The sequence below is a fragment of the Arthrobacter sp. UYCu723 genome, assembly GCF_054059215.1.
Genome location: NZ_JBSSBW010000001.1, coordinates 2,359,144 through 2,373,474, shown reverse-complemented (window position 1 = coordinate 2,373,474; position 14,331 = coordinate 2,359,144). Strand labels below are relative to the sequence as shown.

General features: G+C 69.2%; 13 protein-coding genes and 1 tRNA gene. 9 read left to right on the top strand and 5 right to left on the bottom strand.

Annotation, left to right across the window (positions count from 1 at the left end; translation table 11 throughout):
* Nucleotides 1-149: 149 nt before the first annotated feature.
* The 3 genes from ACVWZ8_RS11130 (at nucleotide 150) to ACVWZ8_RS11120 (ending at nucleotide 4,006) form a co-directional block, all read left to right on the top strand.
* Nucleotides 150-1,982: an ABC transporter ATP-binding protein gene (locus tag ACVWZ8_RS11130; protein ID WP_456504668.1), complete on the top strand. Its 1,833-nt coding sequence runs from the start codon at nucleotides 150-152 to the stop codon at nucleotides 1,980-1,982.
* On the top strand, nucleotides 1,979-3,808 hold the full coding sequence (locus ACVWZ8_RS11125) for an ABC transporter ATP-binding protein (RefSeq protein WP_456504667.1): 1,830 nt from the start codon (nucleotides 1,979-1,981) through the stop codon (nucleotides 3,806-3,808). Before ACVWZ8_RS11130 ends, ACVWZ8_RS11125 begins: the two co-directional genes overlap by 4 nt.
* A gap of 121 nt (nucleotides 3,809-3,929) precedes the next feature.
* Nucleotides 3,930-4,006 (top strand) — tRNA-Pro (locus ACVWZ8_RS11120).
* A gap of 159 nt (nucleotides 4,007-4,165) precedes the next feature.
* Here ACVWZ8_RS11120 and ACVWZ8_RS11115 read toward each other — a convergent pair.
* Nucleotides 4,166-4,384, bottom strand: coding sequence for a hypothetical protein (locus ACVWZ8_RS11115; RefSeq protein ID WP_426979262.1), 219 nt, complete (start codon nucleotides 4,382-4,384; stop codon nucleotides 4,166-4,168).
* A 129-nt stretch (nucleotides 4,385-4,513) separates the two neighbouring features.
* Here ACVWZ8_RS11115 and ACVWZ8_RS11110 point away from each other — a divergent pair, with 129 nt between their 5' ends.
* Entirely contained in the window at nucleotides 4,514-5,782 is a 1,269-nt protein-coding gene (locus tag ACVWZ8_RS11110; protein WP_456504666.1) for a helix-turn-helix domain-containing protein, read from the top strand.
* Nucleotides 5,783-5,841: 59 nt separating this feature from the next.
* On the opposite strand, the gene ACVWZ8_RS11105 is transcribed toward ACVWZ8_RS11110, so the two are convergent.
* Nucleotides 5,842-6,825, bottom strand: coding sequence for a phosphoribosylaminoimidazolesuccinocarboxamide synthase (locus tag ACVWZ8_RS11105; RefSeq protein WP_426979264.1), 984 nt, complete (start codon nucleotides 6,823-6,825; stop codon nucleotides 5,842-5,844).
* Nucleotides 6,822-8,132, bottom strand: a complete 1,311-nt coding sequence (gene purD, locus ACVWZ8_RS11100) for a phosphoribosylamine--glycine ligase (RefSeq protein ID WP_426979265.1) — start codon at nucleotides 8,130-8,132, stop codon at nucleotides 6,822-6,824. The genes ACVWZ8_RS11105 and purD overlap by 4 nt, the downstream gene beginning before the upstream one ends.
* 275 nt (nucleotides 8,133-8,407) lie before the next feature.
* On the opposite strand from purD, the gene ACVWZ8_RS11095 reads away from it, so the two are divergent.
* From ACVWZ8_RS11095 to ACVWZ8_RS11085, 3 genes are read left to right on the top strand one after another with little or no spacing between them, the layout of a single operon-like run.
* Entirely contained in the window at nucleotides 8,408-10,012 is a 1,605-nt protein-coding gene (locus ACVWZ8_RS11095; RefSeq protein ID WP_456504665.1) for a molybdopterin-dependent oxidoreductase, read from the top strand.
* 36 nt (nucleotides 10,013-10,048) lie between these two features.
* Nucleotides 10,049-11,065: an asparaginase gene (locus tag ACVWZ8_RS11090; RefSeq protein ID WP_426979267.1), complete on the top strand. Its 1,017-nt coding sequence runs from the start codon at nucleotides 10,049-10,051 to the stop codon at nucleotides 11,063-11,065.
* Between the two features lie 7 nt (nucleotides 11,066-11,072).
* Nucleotides 11,073-11,486 (top strand): sterol carrier family protein, encoded by a 414-nt coding sequence (locus ACVWZ8_RS11085; RefSeq protein WP_426979268.1) that lies wholly within the window; start codon nucleotides 11,073-11,075, stop codon nucleotides 11,484-11,486.
* Between the two features lie 76 nt (nucleotides 11,487-11,562).
* On the opposite strand, the gene ACVWZ8_RS11080 is transcribed toward ACVWZ8_RS11085, so the two are convergent.
* On the bottom strand, nucleotides 11,563-12,324 hold the full coding sequence (locus tag ACVWZ8_RS11080; RefSeq protein ID WP_456504664.1) for an SDR family oxidoreductase: 762 nt from the start codon (nucleotides 12,322-12,324) through the stop codon (nucleotides 11,563-11,565).
* 132 nt (nucleotides 12,325-12,456) lie between these two features.
* Between ACVWZ8_RS11080 and nboR the strand changes: the two genes are divergently transcribed.
* Nucleotides 12,457-13,062: a nicotine blue oxidoreductase gene (nboR, locus tag ACVWZ8_RS11075; RefSeq protein ID WP_426979270.1), complete on the top strand. Its 606-nt coding sequence runs from the start codon at nucleotides 12,457-12,459 to the stop codon at nucleotides 13,060-13,062.
* 6 nt (nucleotides 13,063-13,068) lie between these two features.
* Here the strand turns inward: nboR and ACVWZ8_RS11070 are convergent, their stop codons facing one another.
* The gene (locus tag ACVWZ8_RS11070) at nucleotides 13,069-13,380 is read right to left on the bottom strand and encodes a hypothetical protein (protein ID WP_456504663.1); all 312 of its coding nucleotides are present in this window, start codon (nucleotides 13,378-13,380) and stop codon (nucleotides 13,069-13,071) included.
* A gap of 62 nt (nucleotides 13,381-13,442) precedes the next feature.
* Between ACVWZ8_RS11070 and ACVWZ8_RS11065 the strand changes: the two genes are divergently transcribed.
* Nucleotides 13,443-14,318, top strand: a complete 876-nt coding sequence (locus ACVWZ8_RS11065; protein WP_456504662.1) for a CHAD domain-containing protein — start codon at nucleotides 13,443-13,445, stop codon at nucleotides 14,316-14,318.
* Nucleotides 14,319-14,331 lie beyond the last annotated feature (13 nt).

The window sequence follows — 14,331 nt, the reverse complement described above, 5'->3', positions numbered from 1 at the left end:
GCGGCCATTGCGGAATGTAATTACTAGGCGAGATCCTGATGCTGTCCGATTTCGTGTGAACCCGGTCACCCGATGGCCTAGGGTAGTTGCTAAAGGAAACTACATCCAGTTGCGTTAGATATTTTGCGGGCGCGTTTTAAGAAGCAGGCATGGCCAAGCAGACTCCCTTTTTCTCCTCCATCAGCCGTCTCTATCCCCACGTCAGGCCGATTTTGCCGCGGCTCGTCATGGGCCTGCTCTGTGCGCTGCTGGCCAGCGTGGTGGCGCTCACCATACCGCAGGTGCTTCGGGTCCTGGTCAATGAATCCCTCCGCCCGGGAGGAAATGCGGACGCGGTCTGGATCGCCTCACTCGTGATCCTGGGCCTGGGTGTGGCCGAAGCGGGCTTCGTGGCCCTGCGGCGGCAGTTCGTCATCAACCCCGCCACCACCGTCGAGACCCGGATGAGGGTGTCGCTGTACGGCCACCTGCAGGACCTCACGGTGTCCTTCCATGACCGCTGGGGTTCCGGGCAGCTGCTCTCCCGCGCCATGACCGATCTGAACTTCCTGCGGCGCTGGATGGCCTTCGGCGCGATCATGCTCGTGGTCACCACCCTGACCGTGGCGATCGGCGTCGTCGTGATGTTCTCAATGAGCTGGCAGCTGGCCCTGATCTTCCTCGCCGCCGCGGTGCCGATCATGATCTACGGCTTCCGCTTCCGCACCCGTTTCAGCGAGGTCGCCCGCCGCAGCCAGGACCAGGCCGGCGACCTCGCCACCACGGTGGAGGAGTCCGTCCACGGCATCCGCGTGCTCAAGGCGTTCGGCCGCAGCCGGGAGGCGCTGGAGAACTTCAACGAACAGGCCGAGGAACTCCGCCAGACCGAGATCGCCAAGGCCAGGCATCTGGCCGCCTTCAGCCTCGTCGTGACGTTGCTGCCCGAGCTGGCCCTCGGCGCCGGTCTCGTCGCCGGCGTCCTGCTGGCCTCCTCCGGCGAACTGAGCATCGGAGCGCTGGTCGCGTTCTTCGCCACCGCGGCCGTGATCGCGGCCCCGGTCGAGTTCTGCGGCATGCTGCTCGCCATGGCGCTCACCGCCAAGACGGCAGTGGACCGCCACTTCGAGGTCATGGACTCGGTCAACGCCATCACCAGCCCGGAGCGCCCGCGCCGCCCCGCCGAACTCAGGGGCGCCCTCAGTTTCCGCAGCGCCACGTTCGCCTTCGAGGACGCCCCGGACCAACCGATCCTGAAGGACATCAGCCTGGAGATCAAACCGGGGGAAACCATGGCCCTGGTGGGCATCACGGGCAGCGGCAAAAGCGCCCTGCTCCAGCTGGTGCCGCGGCTCTACGACGTCACGGACGGCTCGATCACGATCGACGGCGTGGACCTGCGCGAGTTCAGCGTCGAGGAACTGCGGACCGTCGTCGCCGTGGCCTTCGAAGACACCACCCTGTTCTCCAGCTCCGTGCGGGACAACGTCCTGCTCGGCGCCGCCGGCACCGGCTCGGCGGAACGCCGCGAGGAAGCCCTGGAGGAGGCGCTCGACGTCGCCCAGGCCCACTTCGCATACTCCCTGCCGGACGGGCTCGACACCCTGATCGGCGAGGAAGGGCTCAGCCTCTCCGGCGGCCAGCGGCAGCGCATCGCCCTGGCCCGGGCCATCGCCGCGAGGCCCAGCGTGCTGGTCCTCGACGATCCCCTCTCGGCCCTGGACGTGAATACGGAGGAACTCGTCGAGCACCGGCTGCGGGAGGTCCTCGCGGACACCACCACGCTGGTCGTCGCCCACCGCCCGTCCACCGTGGCCCTGGCTGACCGGGTGGCGCTGCTGCAGGACGGCCGAATCACCGCCGTCGGCACCCACGCCGAACTGCTGGCGCAGAACAGCCACTACCGCTACGTGATCGCCAGCCTGGACCCGGAACCGCGGGACCTCGACTCCGAACTGCAGGACTCCGAATTGTCAGCCCTCGAGGCCGAGGAGATTTCCCGATGAGCAGCGCAACCTTCGGCACCGCCAACGAGGACAACGCGCACCTGTCCAGGAGCGAGAGCAAGACCGTCCAGCGCCGGTCCCTGGCCCTGCTGCGCTCCCTGATCCGCCCGGTCCGGCGCCGGTTCTGGCTGACCATCGCCGCGGTGGTGCTCTCCCAGGCCGCGCGCGTGGCCGGACCGGCACTGATCGCCTTCGGCATCGACCGCGCCCTGCCGGCCCTGCGCGGCGGCGACAACCTCCCGCTGGTGCTCACGGGCGCCGCCTACCTCGCCGCCGCCGTCGCGACGGCGGGCCTCACCGCACTGTACGTGACCTCGACGGCGAAACTCAGCCAGGCGATGCTGCTGGACCTGCGGGTCCGGGTCTTCCGGCACACCCAGCGGCTGAGCCTGGAATTCCACGAAAAATACACCTCCGGACGGATCATCGCCCGGCAGACCTCGGATCTGGAGGCGCTGCGCGAGCTCCTGGACTCCGGCGTCAGCTCGCTCGCGTCCGGGATGCTGTTCATGGTGTTCACGGCCGCCACCATCTTCGCGCTCGACTGGCGCAGCGGGCTGCTGGTGCTGGCCGCCGGCGTGCCGATGTACTTCCTGGCCCGCTGGTACCAGAAGCATTCGCAGATCGCCTTCCGCGAATCGCGCGTGGTCTCGGCCCGGCTGATCGTGCACTTCGTCGAGACCATGACGGGGATCCGCGCGGTCAAGGCCTTCCGCAAGGAACACGAAAACTCCGCACGCTACACCGAGCTCTCCGAGGACTACCGCAAGGCCACCGTCCGGTCGATCAACCTCAACGGCATCTTCCAGCCCGGCCTGGTGCTGATCGGGAACGTCTGCGCCGCCGTTGTGCTGCTCTTCGGCGGCTTCCGGGTGCTCGGCGGCGAGCTCGCCGTCGGCGTGCTGCTGGCCCTGATCCTGTCCACCAAGCGCTTCTTCCAGCCGGTGGACCAGATGGCGATGTTCTACAACTCCTTCCAGAGCGCCCAGGCGGCCCTTGAAAAGGTCTCCGGGCTGCTCGAGGAGGTCCCCACCATCCGCCCGCCCAAGGACCCGGTCGCCCTGCACGACGCGAAGGGCGCGATCGACTTCAGCGGGGTCGAATTCCGCTACGGGGACGGCCCGGTGATCATCCCGACGATGGACCTGCACATCCCCGCCGGACAGACCGTTGCCCTGGTGGGCCAGACCGGCGCCGGGAAATCCACGCTGGCCAAGCTGATCGCCCGCTTCTACGACGTCTCCTCCGGCTCCCTCACCCTCGACGGCGTGGACCTGCGCCGGCTCACGACGGCGGATCTGCGGCGGAACGTTGTTATGGTCACCCAGGAGGCGTTCCTGTTCAGCGGCTCGGTGGCGGACAACATCGCCCTGGGCCGGCCCGTGGCCTCCCGGCAGGAGATCGAGGACGCGGCCCGGGCCGTGGGCGCCCACGGGTTCATCCAGGCCCTCCCGGAGGGCTATGACACCCATGTCAACAAGCGCGGCGGCCGCGTCTCGGCCGGGCAGCGGCAGCTGATCAGCTTCGCCCGGGCCTTCCTGGCGCGCCCCGCGGTGCTGATCCTTGACGAGGCGACGTCTTCGCTCGACATCCCGTCCGAGCGCCTCGTGCAGACCGGCCTCGCGGGCCTGCTGCAGGGCAACGGCGGCGACGCCGGCCGGACGGCGCTCATCATTGCGCACCGCCTGTCCACGGTGGAGACCGCGGACCGGGTCCTGGTGGTCCACGACGGGCGGGTCGTCGAGGACGGCACCCCCGAGGAACTGATCGGCGGCGGCGGGCGCTTCGCGCAGCTGCACGGGGCGTGGAAGGACTCGCTGGTCTGAGCCGCCAGCTGTGCCGCGGCCGTGCCTGCACCGGGACGTTCCGGGGGCCGGGACGCCAGCCGATTTCGCATCCGGGGCTCCAATCGGATACTCTTGTGAAGTTGCTTTTGTAGCAGCGGATCGGGATGTGGCGCAGCTTGGTAGCGCGCGTCGTTCGGGACGACGAGGTCGCAGGTTCAAATCCTGTCATCCCGACCAATCAAGAAGAGGGTCTTCCATTCGGAGGGCCCTCTTCTTTGCGTGCCGCGCCGTCGGGACGGGGCGGGCGGTCCTTGACCAAAGAAACAGCCCCGGGACATGGTTCACGGATGTCCCGGGGCTGTTACGCCTAGCTGTGGAAGTTACATATCGTGGAAGTTACATGGGGTCAGGCCAGTTGCCGACGTTGGTGGGGTAGGACATGGGGTCGGGCCAGTTGCCTACCGCCTGGGGGGCTCGCATCGGATCCGGCCAGTTACCGACGGCCGTGATACCGGCGTTGTCGGCGATGGAACCAGCGGACAGAACGGCCGGAGCCGCAGCGGAGAAAGCCAGGGCGCCGGCCAGGACGGCGCCGGCTGCAATCTTCTTCAACATAGAGTTCCTCAATATGGTCGGGGTCCTTTACCAAGTAAGCACTACCCTTGTTGACATACATTGTAAAATGATTTCCACAGGGACTGTCAAGCATTTAGTACAAAGAATGTCCGGAATTAGGAGGTGTCCGTGGGGAACGGATTTGGGGAGAAGCTCCGCGCGGAACGGCTGGAACGCGGCCTAACCCAGGCGGAACTGGGCAGGGACCTGTACTCGCCCAGCTACATCTCGCTGCTGGAAACCGGACGCCGCGAACCCACCGCAGAGGTCATCGAGGAGCTGGCCCGCCGGCTCGAACTCGCGCCCAAGGCGCTGGAGGCCTGGAGCCATCCCGTGTCCGTCAGCGACGCCGAGTACGTGCTCGCCGGCCTGTACGCCCGGCAGGCCTGGGACCTCCGGGACTACCCGCTGGCGGCCACGCACGCGGCGAACGCCGCTCAGATCGCCCAGGAAGCCAAAAACACCAGCGCGTGGTGGAACATGACCTACATGCAGGCCGAATGCCTGATCAAGCAGGGGCTGTGGCAGGAGTGCAAGAACGTCGTCCAGCACCTCCTGGACCACCCCCTGGCCGCGGAATCGGCGGGCCTGGGCGTCAGGGCGCAGCAGATGCTCGCCGCCGCCTCGCAGGGGCAAGGTCAGCTGACGGCCGCCGTCGGGCATGCGCAGGAAGCGGTGCGGCTCTGCTCCCAGCTGCCCAAGGGCTCGACCATGGTCATCGGTGCCCTGCGTGCGCTCATCGGCGCCCTGGCCGAGAGCGGACGGCTGGATGAGGCGTGGGGGTACTGCCAGGCCATGAACGAGCAGATGGACGACCAGTCGATGACGCAGCTCGCCGGCGAAGTGGCCTGGGTCATCGGGAACGTCGCCTTCATGCGCCACGACTATCCCGAGGGCATCAAGCACCACGAGCGTGCCGCGAAGCTGCTCTCCCCCGCCAATGACATTGATCTCTGGGCTCGGTTCAACAAGGCCTCCGCCGCCGTCCGGCTGTCCTCGGGGATCGTGGAGCCGGAGACCCTGTCCTCGATCGAACGCGCCGAACTGGCGCTCTCGATCGTGGGCGGCAACAAGACGGACCAGCTCGAGGTCGCATTCATCCGCGCCCGCTGGCTCTACCTGACCGGCGACATCGTGGCAGCCGTGCAGAGACTGCGGGAGATCCATGCGGAGCGCGAGGCACTGGCCCGGCACACCGCCGGCGAGGTGTCCCTGCTGCTCGGGAAGGCGCTCAAGGCCGCCGGGGAAGCCGCCGAGGCCCTCGTCTACCTCGAGGAGGCACAGAACGAGTTCAGCGCCGCCGGAGCCTCCGACCGGGTCCAGCAGGCCATGGACGCCGTGCTGGAAATCCGGCTGGCGCAGCGCCGCGCGGCGGCCGCCGCCTCGGCGGAAGCCTAGCCGGGCCTCCGCCGGCGCCGGGGTTGCGTCCCGGCGGGCCGGGCCTCCGCCGGCCCCGGCTAGGCGAAGGTCCGGCCGGTGAGCTTTTCGTACGCCTCCACGTAGCGGCTGCGGGTACGGGCGACGACGTCGGCCGGCAGCGCGGGCGGAGGAGTGTCGGAGGACTTGTCCCAGCCCGATTCGGGCGAGGTCAGCCAGTCCCGGACGTACTGCTTGTCATAGGAGGGCTGCGCCCTGCCGGGTTCATACGTGCCGGCATCCCAGAACCGGGAGGAGTCCGGGGTGAGCACCTCATCGCCCAGGGTGATCACCCCGTTGGCGACGTCGAAGCCGAACTCCACTTTGGTGTCGGCCAGGATGATGCCGCGGCCGCGGGCGATTTCCTCGGCCTTCGTGTAGATCTCCAGGGTGAGTTCGCGCAGGCGGGCGGCGATGTCCTCGCCGACCATGCCGACGACGGCGTCATAGGTGATGTTCTCGTCGTGCTCGCCCACCTCGGCCTTCGCCGAGGGGGTGAAGATCGCCTCGGCGAGCCGGGACCCGTCCACCAGGCCTTCCGGCAGCGGGATCCTGCACACGGTGCCGGACTCCCGGTATTCGGCCAGGCCGGAACCGGTGAGGTAGCCGCGGGCGATGCATTCGACCGGGAACATGTCCAGCTTCTTGCAGATCATCGCGCGGCCTTCCACCGCGGCGGGAACCCCGCCGTCGACCGTGGACGCGAGCACATGGTGCTCCACGCCCAGCTGCTCGAACCACCACAGGCTCAGCTGGGTGAGGATGCGGCCCTTGTCCGGGATTTCGCTGGCCAGGACGTGGTCATAGGCGCTGATCCGGTCGCTGGCCACCACCAGGACACACTCGTGGCCCATCCGCTCGGTAATAGTCTCATCCACCGGAACGTACAGGTCACGAACCTTGCCGGAGTACACGTGCGTCCAGCCCGGCAGGTCCAGGGTCGCGGTGTCCAGGCCGCCCCTAGGCGCAGACGAGGTGGGTCCTGTGGCTTCCGGGCGGGAGGAATCGGGCGTGGTCATGCTCATGCCTTCGCTTTCGTGGCCGCCGGGGCGCCGGGCGTCGTGACCTTGATCTCGCCGCGGGCGGCCTTGCCGCCGATGTCGGTGCGGAACTGGCTGCCCTCCAGCTGGACCAGCTCGACGCCGTCGTACGCCCGTTCCCGGGCCTCGACGAGATCGGTTCCCAGCGCCACCACGGCGAGCACGCGCCCGCCGGCGGACACCACCTTGCCCTCGGCGTCGAGCTTGGTGCCGGCATGGATGACGTGGACGCCCTCGATCTGCTCGACTTTCTTGAGCCCGCGGATCCGGTCCCCTGTGCGCGGCGTTCCTGGGTAGTTTTCGGCGGCGACGACGACGGCGACGGCAGACTCCTTGGACCAGCGCAGCGGCTGGACCTTGTCCAGTTCGCCCTTGGCGGCCGCCATCAACAGGCCGCCGAGAGGCGTCTTGAGCCGGGCCAGGACGGCCTGGGTTTCCGGGTCGCCGAAGCGGACGTTGAATTCGATGACGCGGGTTCCGCGCGAGGTCAGTGCCAGGCCGACGAAGAGCACGCCGACGAACGGCGTGCCGCGGTGGGCCATCTGGTTGACCGTGGGCTGGGCGACGCGGTCGAGGACCTCCTGGACGAGGCCTTCGGGGGCCCAGTCCAGCGGGGTGTAGGCACCCATGCCGCCGGTGTTCGGGCCTTCATCGTTGTCGAAGATGCGCTTGAAGTCCTGGGCCGGGGACAGCGCCACCGTGTCGCGGCCGTCGCAGAGCACGAACACGGAGACCTCGGGGCCGTCGAGGAATTCCTCGATCACCACGGTGCCGCCGGCGTCAAAGCAGCTCTGCGCGTGCGCCAGGGCCTCGTCGCGGCTGTTCGTGACGACCACGCCCTTGCCCGCGGCCAGGCCGTCGTCCTTCACCACGTAGGGGGCGCCGAAGATGTCGAGCGCGTCGGCGGCTTCCTCGGCATTTCCGGCCACGCGGGCCATGGCGGTGGGAACACCGGCCTCGGCCATGACTTCCTTGGCGAAGGCCTTGGAGGCTTCCAGCTGGGCGGCGGCCTTGCCGGGACCGAACACCGGGATCCCGGCGGCGCGGACGGCGTCGGACACTCCGGAGGCGAGGGGCGCCTCGGGACCCACCACCACGAGATCGACCGTCAGCTTCGTGGCCAGGGCCGCGACGGCGTCGGGGTCGTTCGCGTCGATGGCGTGTGTGGGGACCAGCTTGCTGATGCCGGCGTTGCCCGGGGCCGCGTGGACCTCGGAAACGTTGGGGTCTGCGAGCAGGGATCGGACAATGGCGTGTTCGCGGCCGCCGGGGCCGATGACAAGTACCTTCACAGTTCCCAAGGGTACTTTGTGGACCGGGCAGGCTCCTAAGCTGTGTCTGCCGCTGGACATGCCCACTCTTCAGCGCCCGCGAACGCGGGGCATGCCCAGTCCTGGCCGCAGGCACGCGACATGCCCACTCTTCAGCGCCCGCGGACGCGGGACATGCCCAGTCCTGGCCGCAGGCACTGGACATAATGCCACCATGTCCATCCCTGCGCGCGAGGGGAGGGCATGTCCCGCGGGGCGGGGACAATCCGCGGGGCGTCCGGCTACGAACACCCTGTATGAAGAAGCCCACGCAGAAGCACTCCAGGCAGCAGACCCCACAGCGGCTCGCCGGTCCCACCGCCCTGGCCGCACTGGCCGGCGTGGCCGCGGCCGCCGTCGTCCTGTCCGTTGCCGAGTTGATCGGCGCCTTCTTCACGGCGCGGGCGATGCCGCTGATCGCCCTTGGCTCGACCTTCATCGACTTCACGCCGCCGTGGATGAAGGACTTCGCGATCGCCACCTTCGGCACCAACGACAAGGCCGCCCTCTTCGCCGGCATGGCGGTGACCATCCTGCTGCTCGCCTGTGTACTGGGCGTGGTGGCCTACCGCAAGTGGGCCCTCGGGGTGGCCGGAGTGCTGCTGATGGGCGCGGTGATCGTCGCCAGTGTGGTGACCCGGGCCAGCGTCAAGCCGGTGGACGCGATTCCGTCGCTGCTCGGCACCGCCGCCGGGCTGATCGTGCTGCGGCTCCTGATCACGCGTCTGTGGCGGATGAGCGCATGGCCGGACACGGCCTCGGATGTCGCCGCCAAGGAACCCGAACGGCCCGCCACGAGCCGGCGCGCCTTCTTCGCCGCGACCGGCCTGACGGCGGCCGCCTCCGCGATTGCCGCGACCGGCGGCCGGCTGCTCAGCGCGGCCCGCAGCAACGTGGCCCAGGCCCGCGGGTCCCTGCAGCTGCCCGCCCCGGCGAAGGCCGCGCCGGCCGTGCCCGCCGGCGTGCAGTCCAAGGCCCCCGGCGTCACACCATGGCTGACGCCGAACAAGGACTTCTATCGGATCGACACCGCCCTGAGCGTGCCGGAGATCGACGCCCAGGACTGGGAACTGCGCGTCCACGGCCTGGTGGAGCGGGAGGTCCGGCTATCCTTCCAGGACCTGCTCGACGCAAAGCTGATCGAATCCCACGTCAGCCTGACCTGCGTCTCCAACCCGGTCGGCGGATACCTTGCCGGCAACGCCAAGTGGCTGGGCATGCCCCTCCGTGAAGTGCTCAAGATGGCCCGCCCCAAGGACGGCGCGGACATGGTGCTCTCCACCTCCATCGACGGCTTCAGCGCCTCCACCCCGCTGGAGGTGCTGACGGATGACCGCGACGCCATGCTCGCCATCGGCATGAACGGCGAGGCCCTCCCCCTCGAACACGGCTACCCGGTGCGCATGGTGGTTCCCGGGCTGTACGGCTTCGTCTCCGCCACCAAATGGGTGGTGGACCTCGAAGTCACCCGCTTTGCCGACAGCAGAGCGTACTGGACCCAGCGCGGCTGGTCCGAACGCGGCCCGATTAAGACCATGGCCCGCGTCGAGGTCCCCAAGTCCTTCGCCAAGGTCCCAGCCGGGCGCGTGGCGATCGGCGGTACGGCCTGGGCCCAGACCCGCGGAATCACCAAGGTCGAGGTGCAGATCGACAACGGCCCCTGGACCGCGGCCACCCTCTCCGACGAGGCTTCCCTCATCACGTGGCGGCAGTGGTCCTTCGACTGGGACGCCACCCCGGGCCCGCACTACATCAAGGCCCGCGCCACGGACGGTACCGGCGAACTCCAGACGGACAAGCGCGCGGATCCGGTACCCGACGGCGCCTCCGGCTGGCAGTCGGTGATGGTGACCGTGGAATAACCGGGGTATCCCCCTGAGGCACCTTAGACTGGCCATATGCCCCTGAATCCGCATGCCACCTTCACAGTCGATTCCGCCGTTGAACTGGCAGTCGTTGAACGCAGTGGCTTCGTCGAGTCCCGCCACATCGGCTCCGCCGTGGTGATGGCTGCGGACGGCACTGTCGTCACCGAACTGGGCGACATCACCACTCCCATCTTCGCCCGGTCCACTCTGAAGCCGTTGCAGGCCCTCGCCGCCATGCAGTCCGGCGTGCCCCTGCGCGGCGCCCAGGTGGCGATCGCCTGCGGCAGCCACTTCGGCTCGCTGGACCACATGGATGTCGTCGAGGGCATGCTGAAGGCCGCCGGGGTCAAGGAAGAGCAGCTGCAGTGCCCCGCCGACTGGCCGCAGGACGAGACCGCACGGAACTGGCTGGTCCACTCCGAGCGCGGCAAGTCGCGGCTGGCTTTCAACTGCTCCGGCAAGCATGCCGCGTTCCTCTGGGCCTGCACGGAGAACGGCTGGGACACCCACAGCTACCTTGAGCCGAACCACCCCCTGCAGCAGCGGATCCGTTCCGTGATCGAGGAGTACTGCGGCGAAAGCATCGCCCATCTCGGCATTGACGGTTGCGGCGCCCCGGTGGCCGCCGTCTCGCTGACCGGACTGGCCCGGGCGTTCTCGAGACTGGCCAAGGCCCCCGGGGACAAGAACTCCAACGCCCGCGCCGCCACCATCGCCACCTCCATGCTGGACTACCCGTGGGCGGTGCAGGGCCGCGGCGGGTGCAACACCATCGTCATGGACGAGCTCGGCATCCTCGCGAAGATCGGCGCCGAGGGCGTACTGGTGATGGCCACCCGCCAGGGCGTCTCCGTCGCCATCAAGGTCCTCGACGGCAACATCCGGGCCACGACGCTCGTGGGCCTGACCCTGCTTGCGGCCTCCGGCGCCGTCGAGATCCCCGAGGTCTCCAGTGTGCTGGACAAGGTGGTCGAGCCCGTGCTCGGCGGGGGCCGGCCGGTGGGCAAGATCCGCCTGGGCCGCGCCGTCTCGGCCCTCCTGGACTAGGCGCGGCATGGCTGTTGCGCGACGCCGGATCCCGGTAGAGGACGGCCGCTCGGCGCTGGCCGCCTGGCTGCAAGCCAACACCGGCCCTGCCTCTCCGGACCCAGCCTCTCCGGACCCTGTCTCTGCGAGCGCCGCCGTCTCCCGCAGCACGCTCGCGACGGCGGTGCGCTACTCCCTGGAGGAAGTCACGGCCCGGGCACCCGGCAACTCCGTGGAAGTCCGCGTCCCGCCGTTCGGCGTGACGCAGTGTGTGGAGGGCCCGCGCCATACCCGCGGCACGCCCCCGAACGTCATCGAGTGCGACGCCGGCACCTGGCTGGCCATGGTCAGCGGACAGCTGAGCTGGGCGGACGCCGTCGCCGCCGGCCGCGTCGCCGCTTCCGGGCTCCGGGCCGACCTGTCCGGGCTGCTGCCGCTTTAGTCCGGGCTGCTGCCGCTTTAGTCCGGGCTGCTGCCGCTTTAGAGGGACAGGTCCGGAGGCACCGCAGCCTCCCGCCTCAGCCGCGCCCGATGAACGGCATTCCCGCTGCGGTGATCACCACGGACCCTACACTGGCCGACGCCGGCATCCCGGCCATCAGCAGCACGGCACGGGCGGCGTCGTCCACCGGGAACGTCGGCTCCGCGCGGCGGCTGCCGTCGGCCTGCATCGCACCGGACCCGACGCCGATCTCCTCCATGAGTTCCGTGGCAGCATTGCCGATGTCGATCTGCCCGCAGCTGATGCCGAAGCCGCGGCCGTCCAGTTCAATGCTCTTCGTCAGCCCGGTCATGGCGTGCTTGGTGACCGTGTACGCCACGGTCCGCGGCCGGGGTGAATGGGCAGCGATCGAGCCGTTGTTGATGATCCGCCCGCCTTGCGGGGACTGCGCCTTCATGGCCCGGAACGCCGCAGCCGCGCACAGCATGGAACCGGTGAGGTTCACGGCCACGGTCGCGTCCCAGTCCGCGAGGCTGATCTCGTCCACCGAGGCGGCGGGGCCAAACACCCCCGCGTTGTTGAACAGCACGTCCACCCGTTCCCAGCGTTGCAGGGCCGCGGCGAACAGCCGCTGGACGTCGTCGGCCACCGTGACGTCGCACGGAACGGCGAGGGCCTGGGCATGGCCCGCTGCGGTCTCCAGCAGCTGCGCCTCCCGGCGGCCGGCGAGGACCACCCGGTAGCCCTCGGCCAGCATCAGCCGGGCCACCGCCCTGCCGATCCCTGAGCCTGCGCCGGTGACGACCGCTACCCGGCCGAGCTGGTGTTGTCGTGTCATGCGGGACTCCTGGGTAACGGCGGGACGGTTCCCGGCAAGCGTATGCCGAGATGGCACGTCACGGCAGTATTCGGCACAAAACAATGCCGTGGGCTGTCATCTCACGGCGGGAGGCGGCGATAGGGTGTGGCCATGAGCGAGTTCGCGGACCCCGGCACCACCACCGCTGTGCTCCTCGCCGCCGGGGCGGGGACACGGCTGGGACTCGGGCCGAAGGCACTGTTGCCATTCCGCGGGCGCACCTTGGTGGAAGTGCTCGCCGACGTCCTGCTCGACGGCGGCTGCCGCGAGGTGGTTGTGGTGCTCGGCGCGGAGGCTGAGCGGGTGCTGGGCCGGACAGCTCTCGGCCGACACACCGTGGTGGTGAACCCGGCGTGGCAGGACGGGATGGGCGGCTCGTTCCGGCTGGGCGTGGACGCAGCCCGGCCGGGGGACCACGTGCTGGTGGCGCTGGTGGACCAGCCCGGCCTCACCCCCGCAACAGTGCGGGCCCTGCTTGCCGCGCACCGCCCAGGCCGGGTCACCGCCGCGGCCTACCCTGACGTATCGGGCACCCCCCGGCGCGGACACCCACTGCTGCTGGATGCCACCCTGCGCGCCCCGGCGGCGCAGGCAGCCACGGGCGACGCCGGTGCCCGCCATTTCCTGCACGCCCACCCCGCGCTGATCGACCTGGTGGAAATCCAATCCGGCGGCGCGGACCTGGACACCCCGGACCAGCTGGGGCTGCTGGGCTGACCGCGGCTACCCCTTCCAGCGTTGCCCGCTGGACCTGCCGACGCGGTATCCGGTCCAGAACGCGAGGATCAGGAGCCCCAGGCTGATCATCACGATTCCCGCCCACGTCTCCATCCCGATCAGCATCAGGCCCTGGACCTGGAAGGTCTGCTGGGAAAGCGGCGCATAGGCGAACCAGCCGAAGTTTTCCGCGCGCACCGGCAGAGTGATCAAAATCCGTCCCGCCAGGAGCAGCGCCACGGCAAGCAATGGCACCGCCAGCCGGGCAAAGAGCTTCCTCCGGGCAGGCCGCACGCCGTCATCCCCCACTGGATTCATGGACCCACTGTAGTGGCGGCCGGGGACAGCCGGGGCCTTGCATCCAAGAAGTAAAGTGAAGCATGGCAACCACCGCCGGTGAGGCTCTGCTGAGCTACCTCGGACAACAGCTCGCTGAACTGCGGCGGTATGCCCCCGGAGTACGGGAAAACCAGGCCGAATCCATCCACGAGATGCGCGTCGCGGCCCGCCGGATCCGCTCCCTGCTGGCCACCACCCGTAAACTTTTCGCTGCCGGCGACGCAGAGGACGTCCGGTCCGAGCTGCGCTGGCTCTCCGGAGCGCTGGGCGCTGCCCGTGACCCCGGCGTCGTCCAAGCCCGTCTCCGCGAACTGCTCGCCTCCGAGCCCGACGAGCTGACCTCGGGCCAGGCCGCCCAGCGCATCGACGAGGAACTGGATGCGGCAGCGGCGGCCGGGCATCAGGGCGCCCTCGAGGCACTCGGCAGCGAGCGCTATGACCGGCTGCTCCTCAGTCTCGGGACGCTGCTCGCCGCGGACCGGCTGTCGCAGAAGGCGTCCCGTCCCCCGCAGAGGACCTTCCGGAAGTTCGTTGCCAGGGAAACCGCCCGCCTGGCCCGTGCCGTGGCGGACCTTCCCCCGGCATCCCAGGGCCGCGCCCGGGACGCAGAGCTGCACGAGGTCCGCAAGGCGGCGAAGCGGCTTCGCTATTCCGCCGAACTGGCGGTCACCGTCGGCGGACGCCGGGCGGGAAAGCGGATCCGGAAGGCGGCCAAGGCGGCGCGCAGGATCCAAACCACCCTCGGGCTCCACCACGACAGCGTGGTGGCCCGGACCCTGCTGGCCGAGCTGGGCCTGCGCTCCCTGCCCAGCGGCGAGAACGGCTTCAGCTACGGCCGGCTGCACGCCAGGGAAGAGAGCCTGGCGGCCAGTTCGGAGGCGGAGTTCCTCAAGATCTGGAAGGACTTCCGTGGTTGAAGGCCGCTGACTA

Coding starts and splice junctions, on each gene's coding strand:
- ACVWZ8_RS11130 (WP_456504668.1), top strand. CDS start 150: ATGGCCAAGCAGACTCCCTTTTTCTCCTCCATCAGCCGTCTCTATCCC.
- ACVWZ8_RS11125 (WP_456504667.1), top strand. CDS start 1,979: ATGAGCAGCGCAACCTTCGGCACCGCCAACGAGGACAACGCGCACCTG.
- ACVWZ8_RS11115 (WP_426979262.1), bottom strand. CDS start 4,384: ATGTTGAAGAAGATTGCAGCCGGCGCCGTCCTGGCCGGCGCCCTGGCT.
- ACVWZ8_RS11105 (WP_426979264.1), bottom strand. CDS start 6,825: ATGAGCATGACCACGCCCGATTCCTCCCGCCCGGAAGCCACAGGACCC.
- ACVWZ8_RS11095 (WP_456504665.1), top strand. CDS start 8,408: ATGAAGAAGCCCACGCAGAAGCACTCCAGGCAGCAGACCCCACAGCGG.
- ACVWZ8_RS11090 (WP_426979267.1), top strand. CDS start 10,049: ATGCCCCTGAATCCGCATGCCACCTTCACAGTCGATTCCGCCGTTGAA.
- ACVWZ8_RS11085 (WP_426979268.1), top strand. CDS start 11,073: ATGGCTGTTGCGCGACGCCGGATCCCGGTAGAGGACGGCCGCTCGGCG.
- ACVWZ8_RS11080 (WP_456504664.1), bottom strand. CDS start 12,324: ATGACACGACAACACCAGCTCGGCCGGGTAGCGGTCGTCACCGGCGCA.
- nboR (WP_426979270.1), top strand. CDS start 12,457: ATGAGCGAGTTCGCGGACCCCGGCACCACCACCGCTGTGCTCCTCGCC.
- ACVWZ8_RS11070 (WP_456504663.1), bottom strand. CDS start 13,380: ATGAATCCAGTGGGGGATGACGGCGTGCGGCCTGCCCGGAGGAAGCTC.
- ACVWZ8_RS11065 (WP_456504662.1), top strand. CDS start 13,443: ATGGCAACCACCGCCGGTGAGGCTCTGCTGAGCTACCTCGGACAACAG.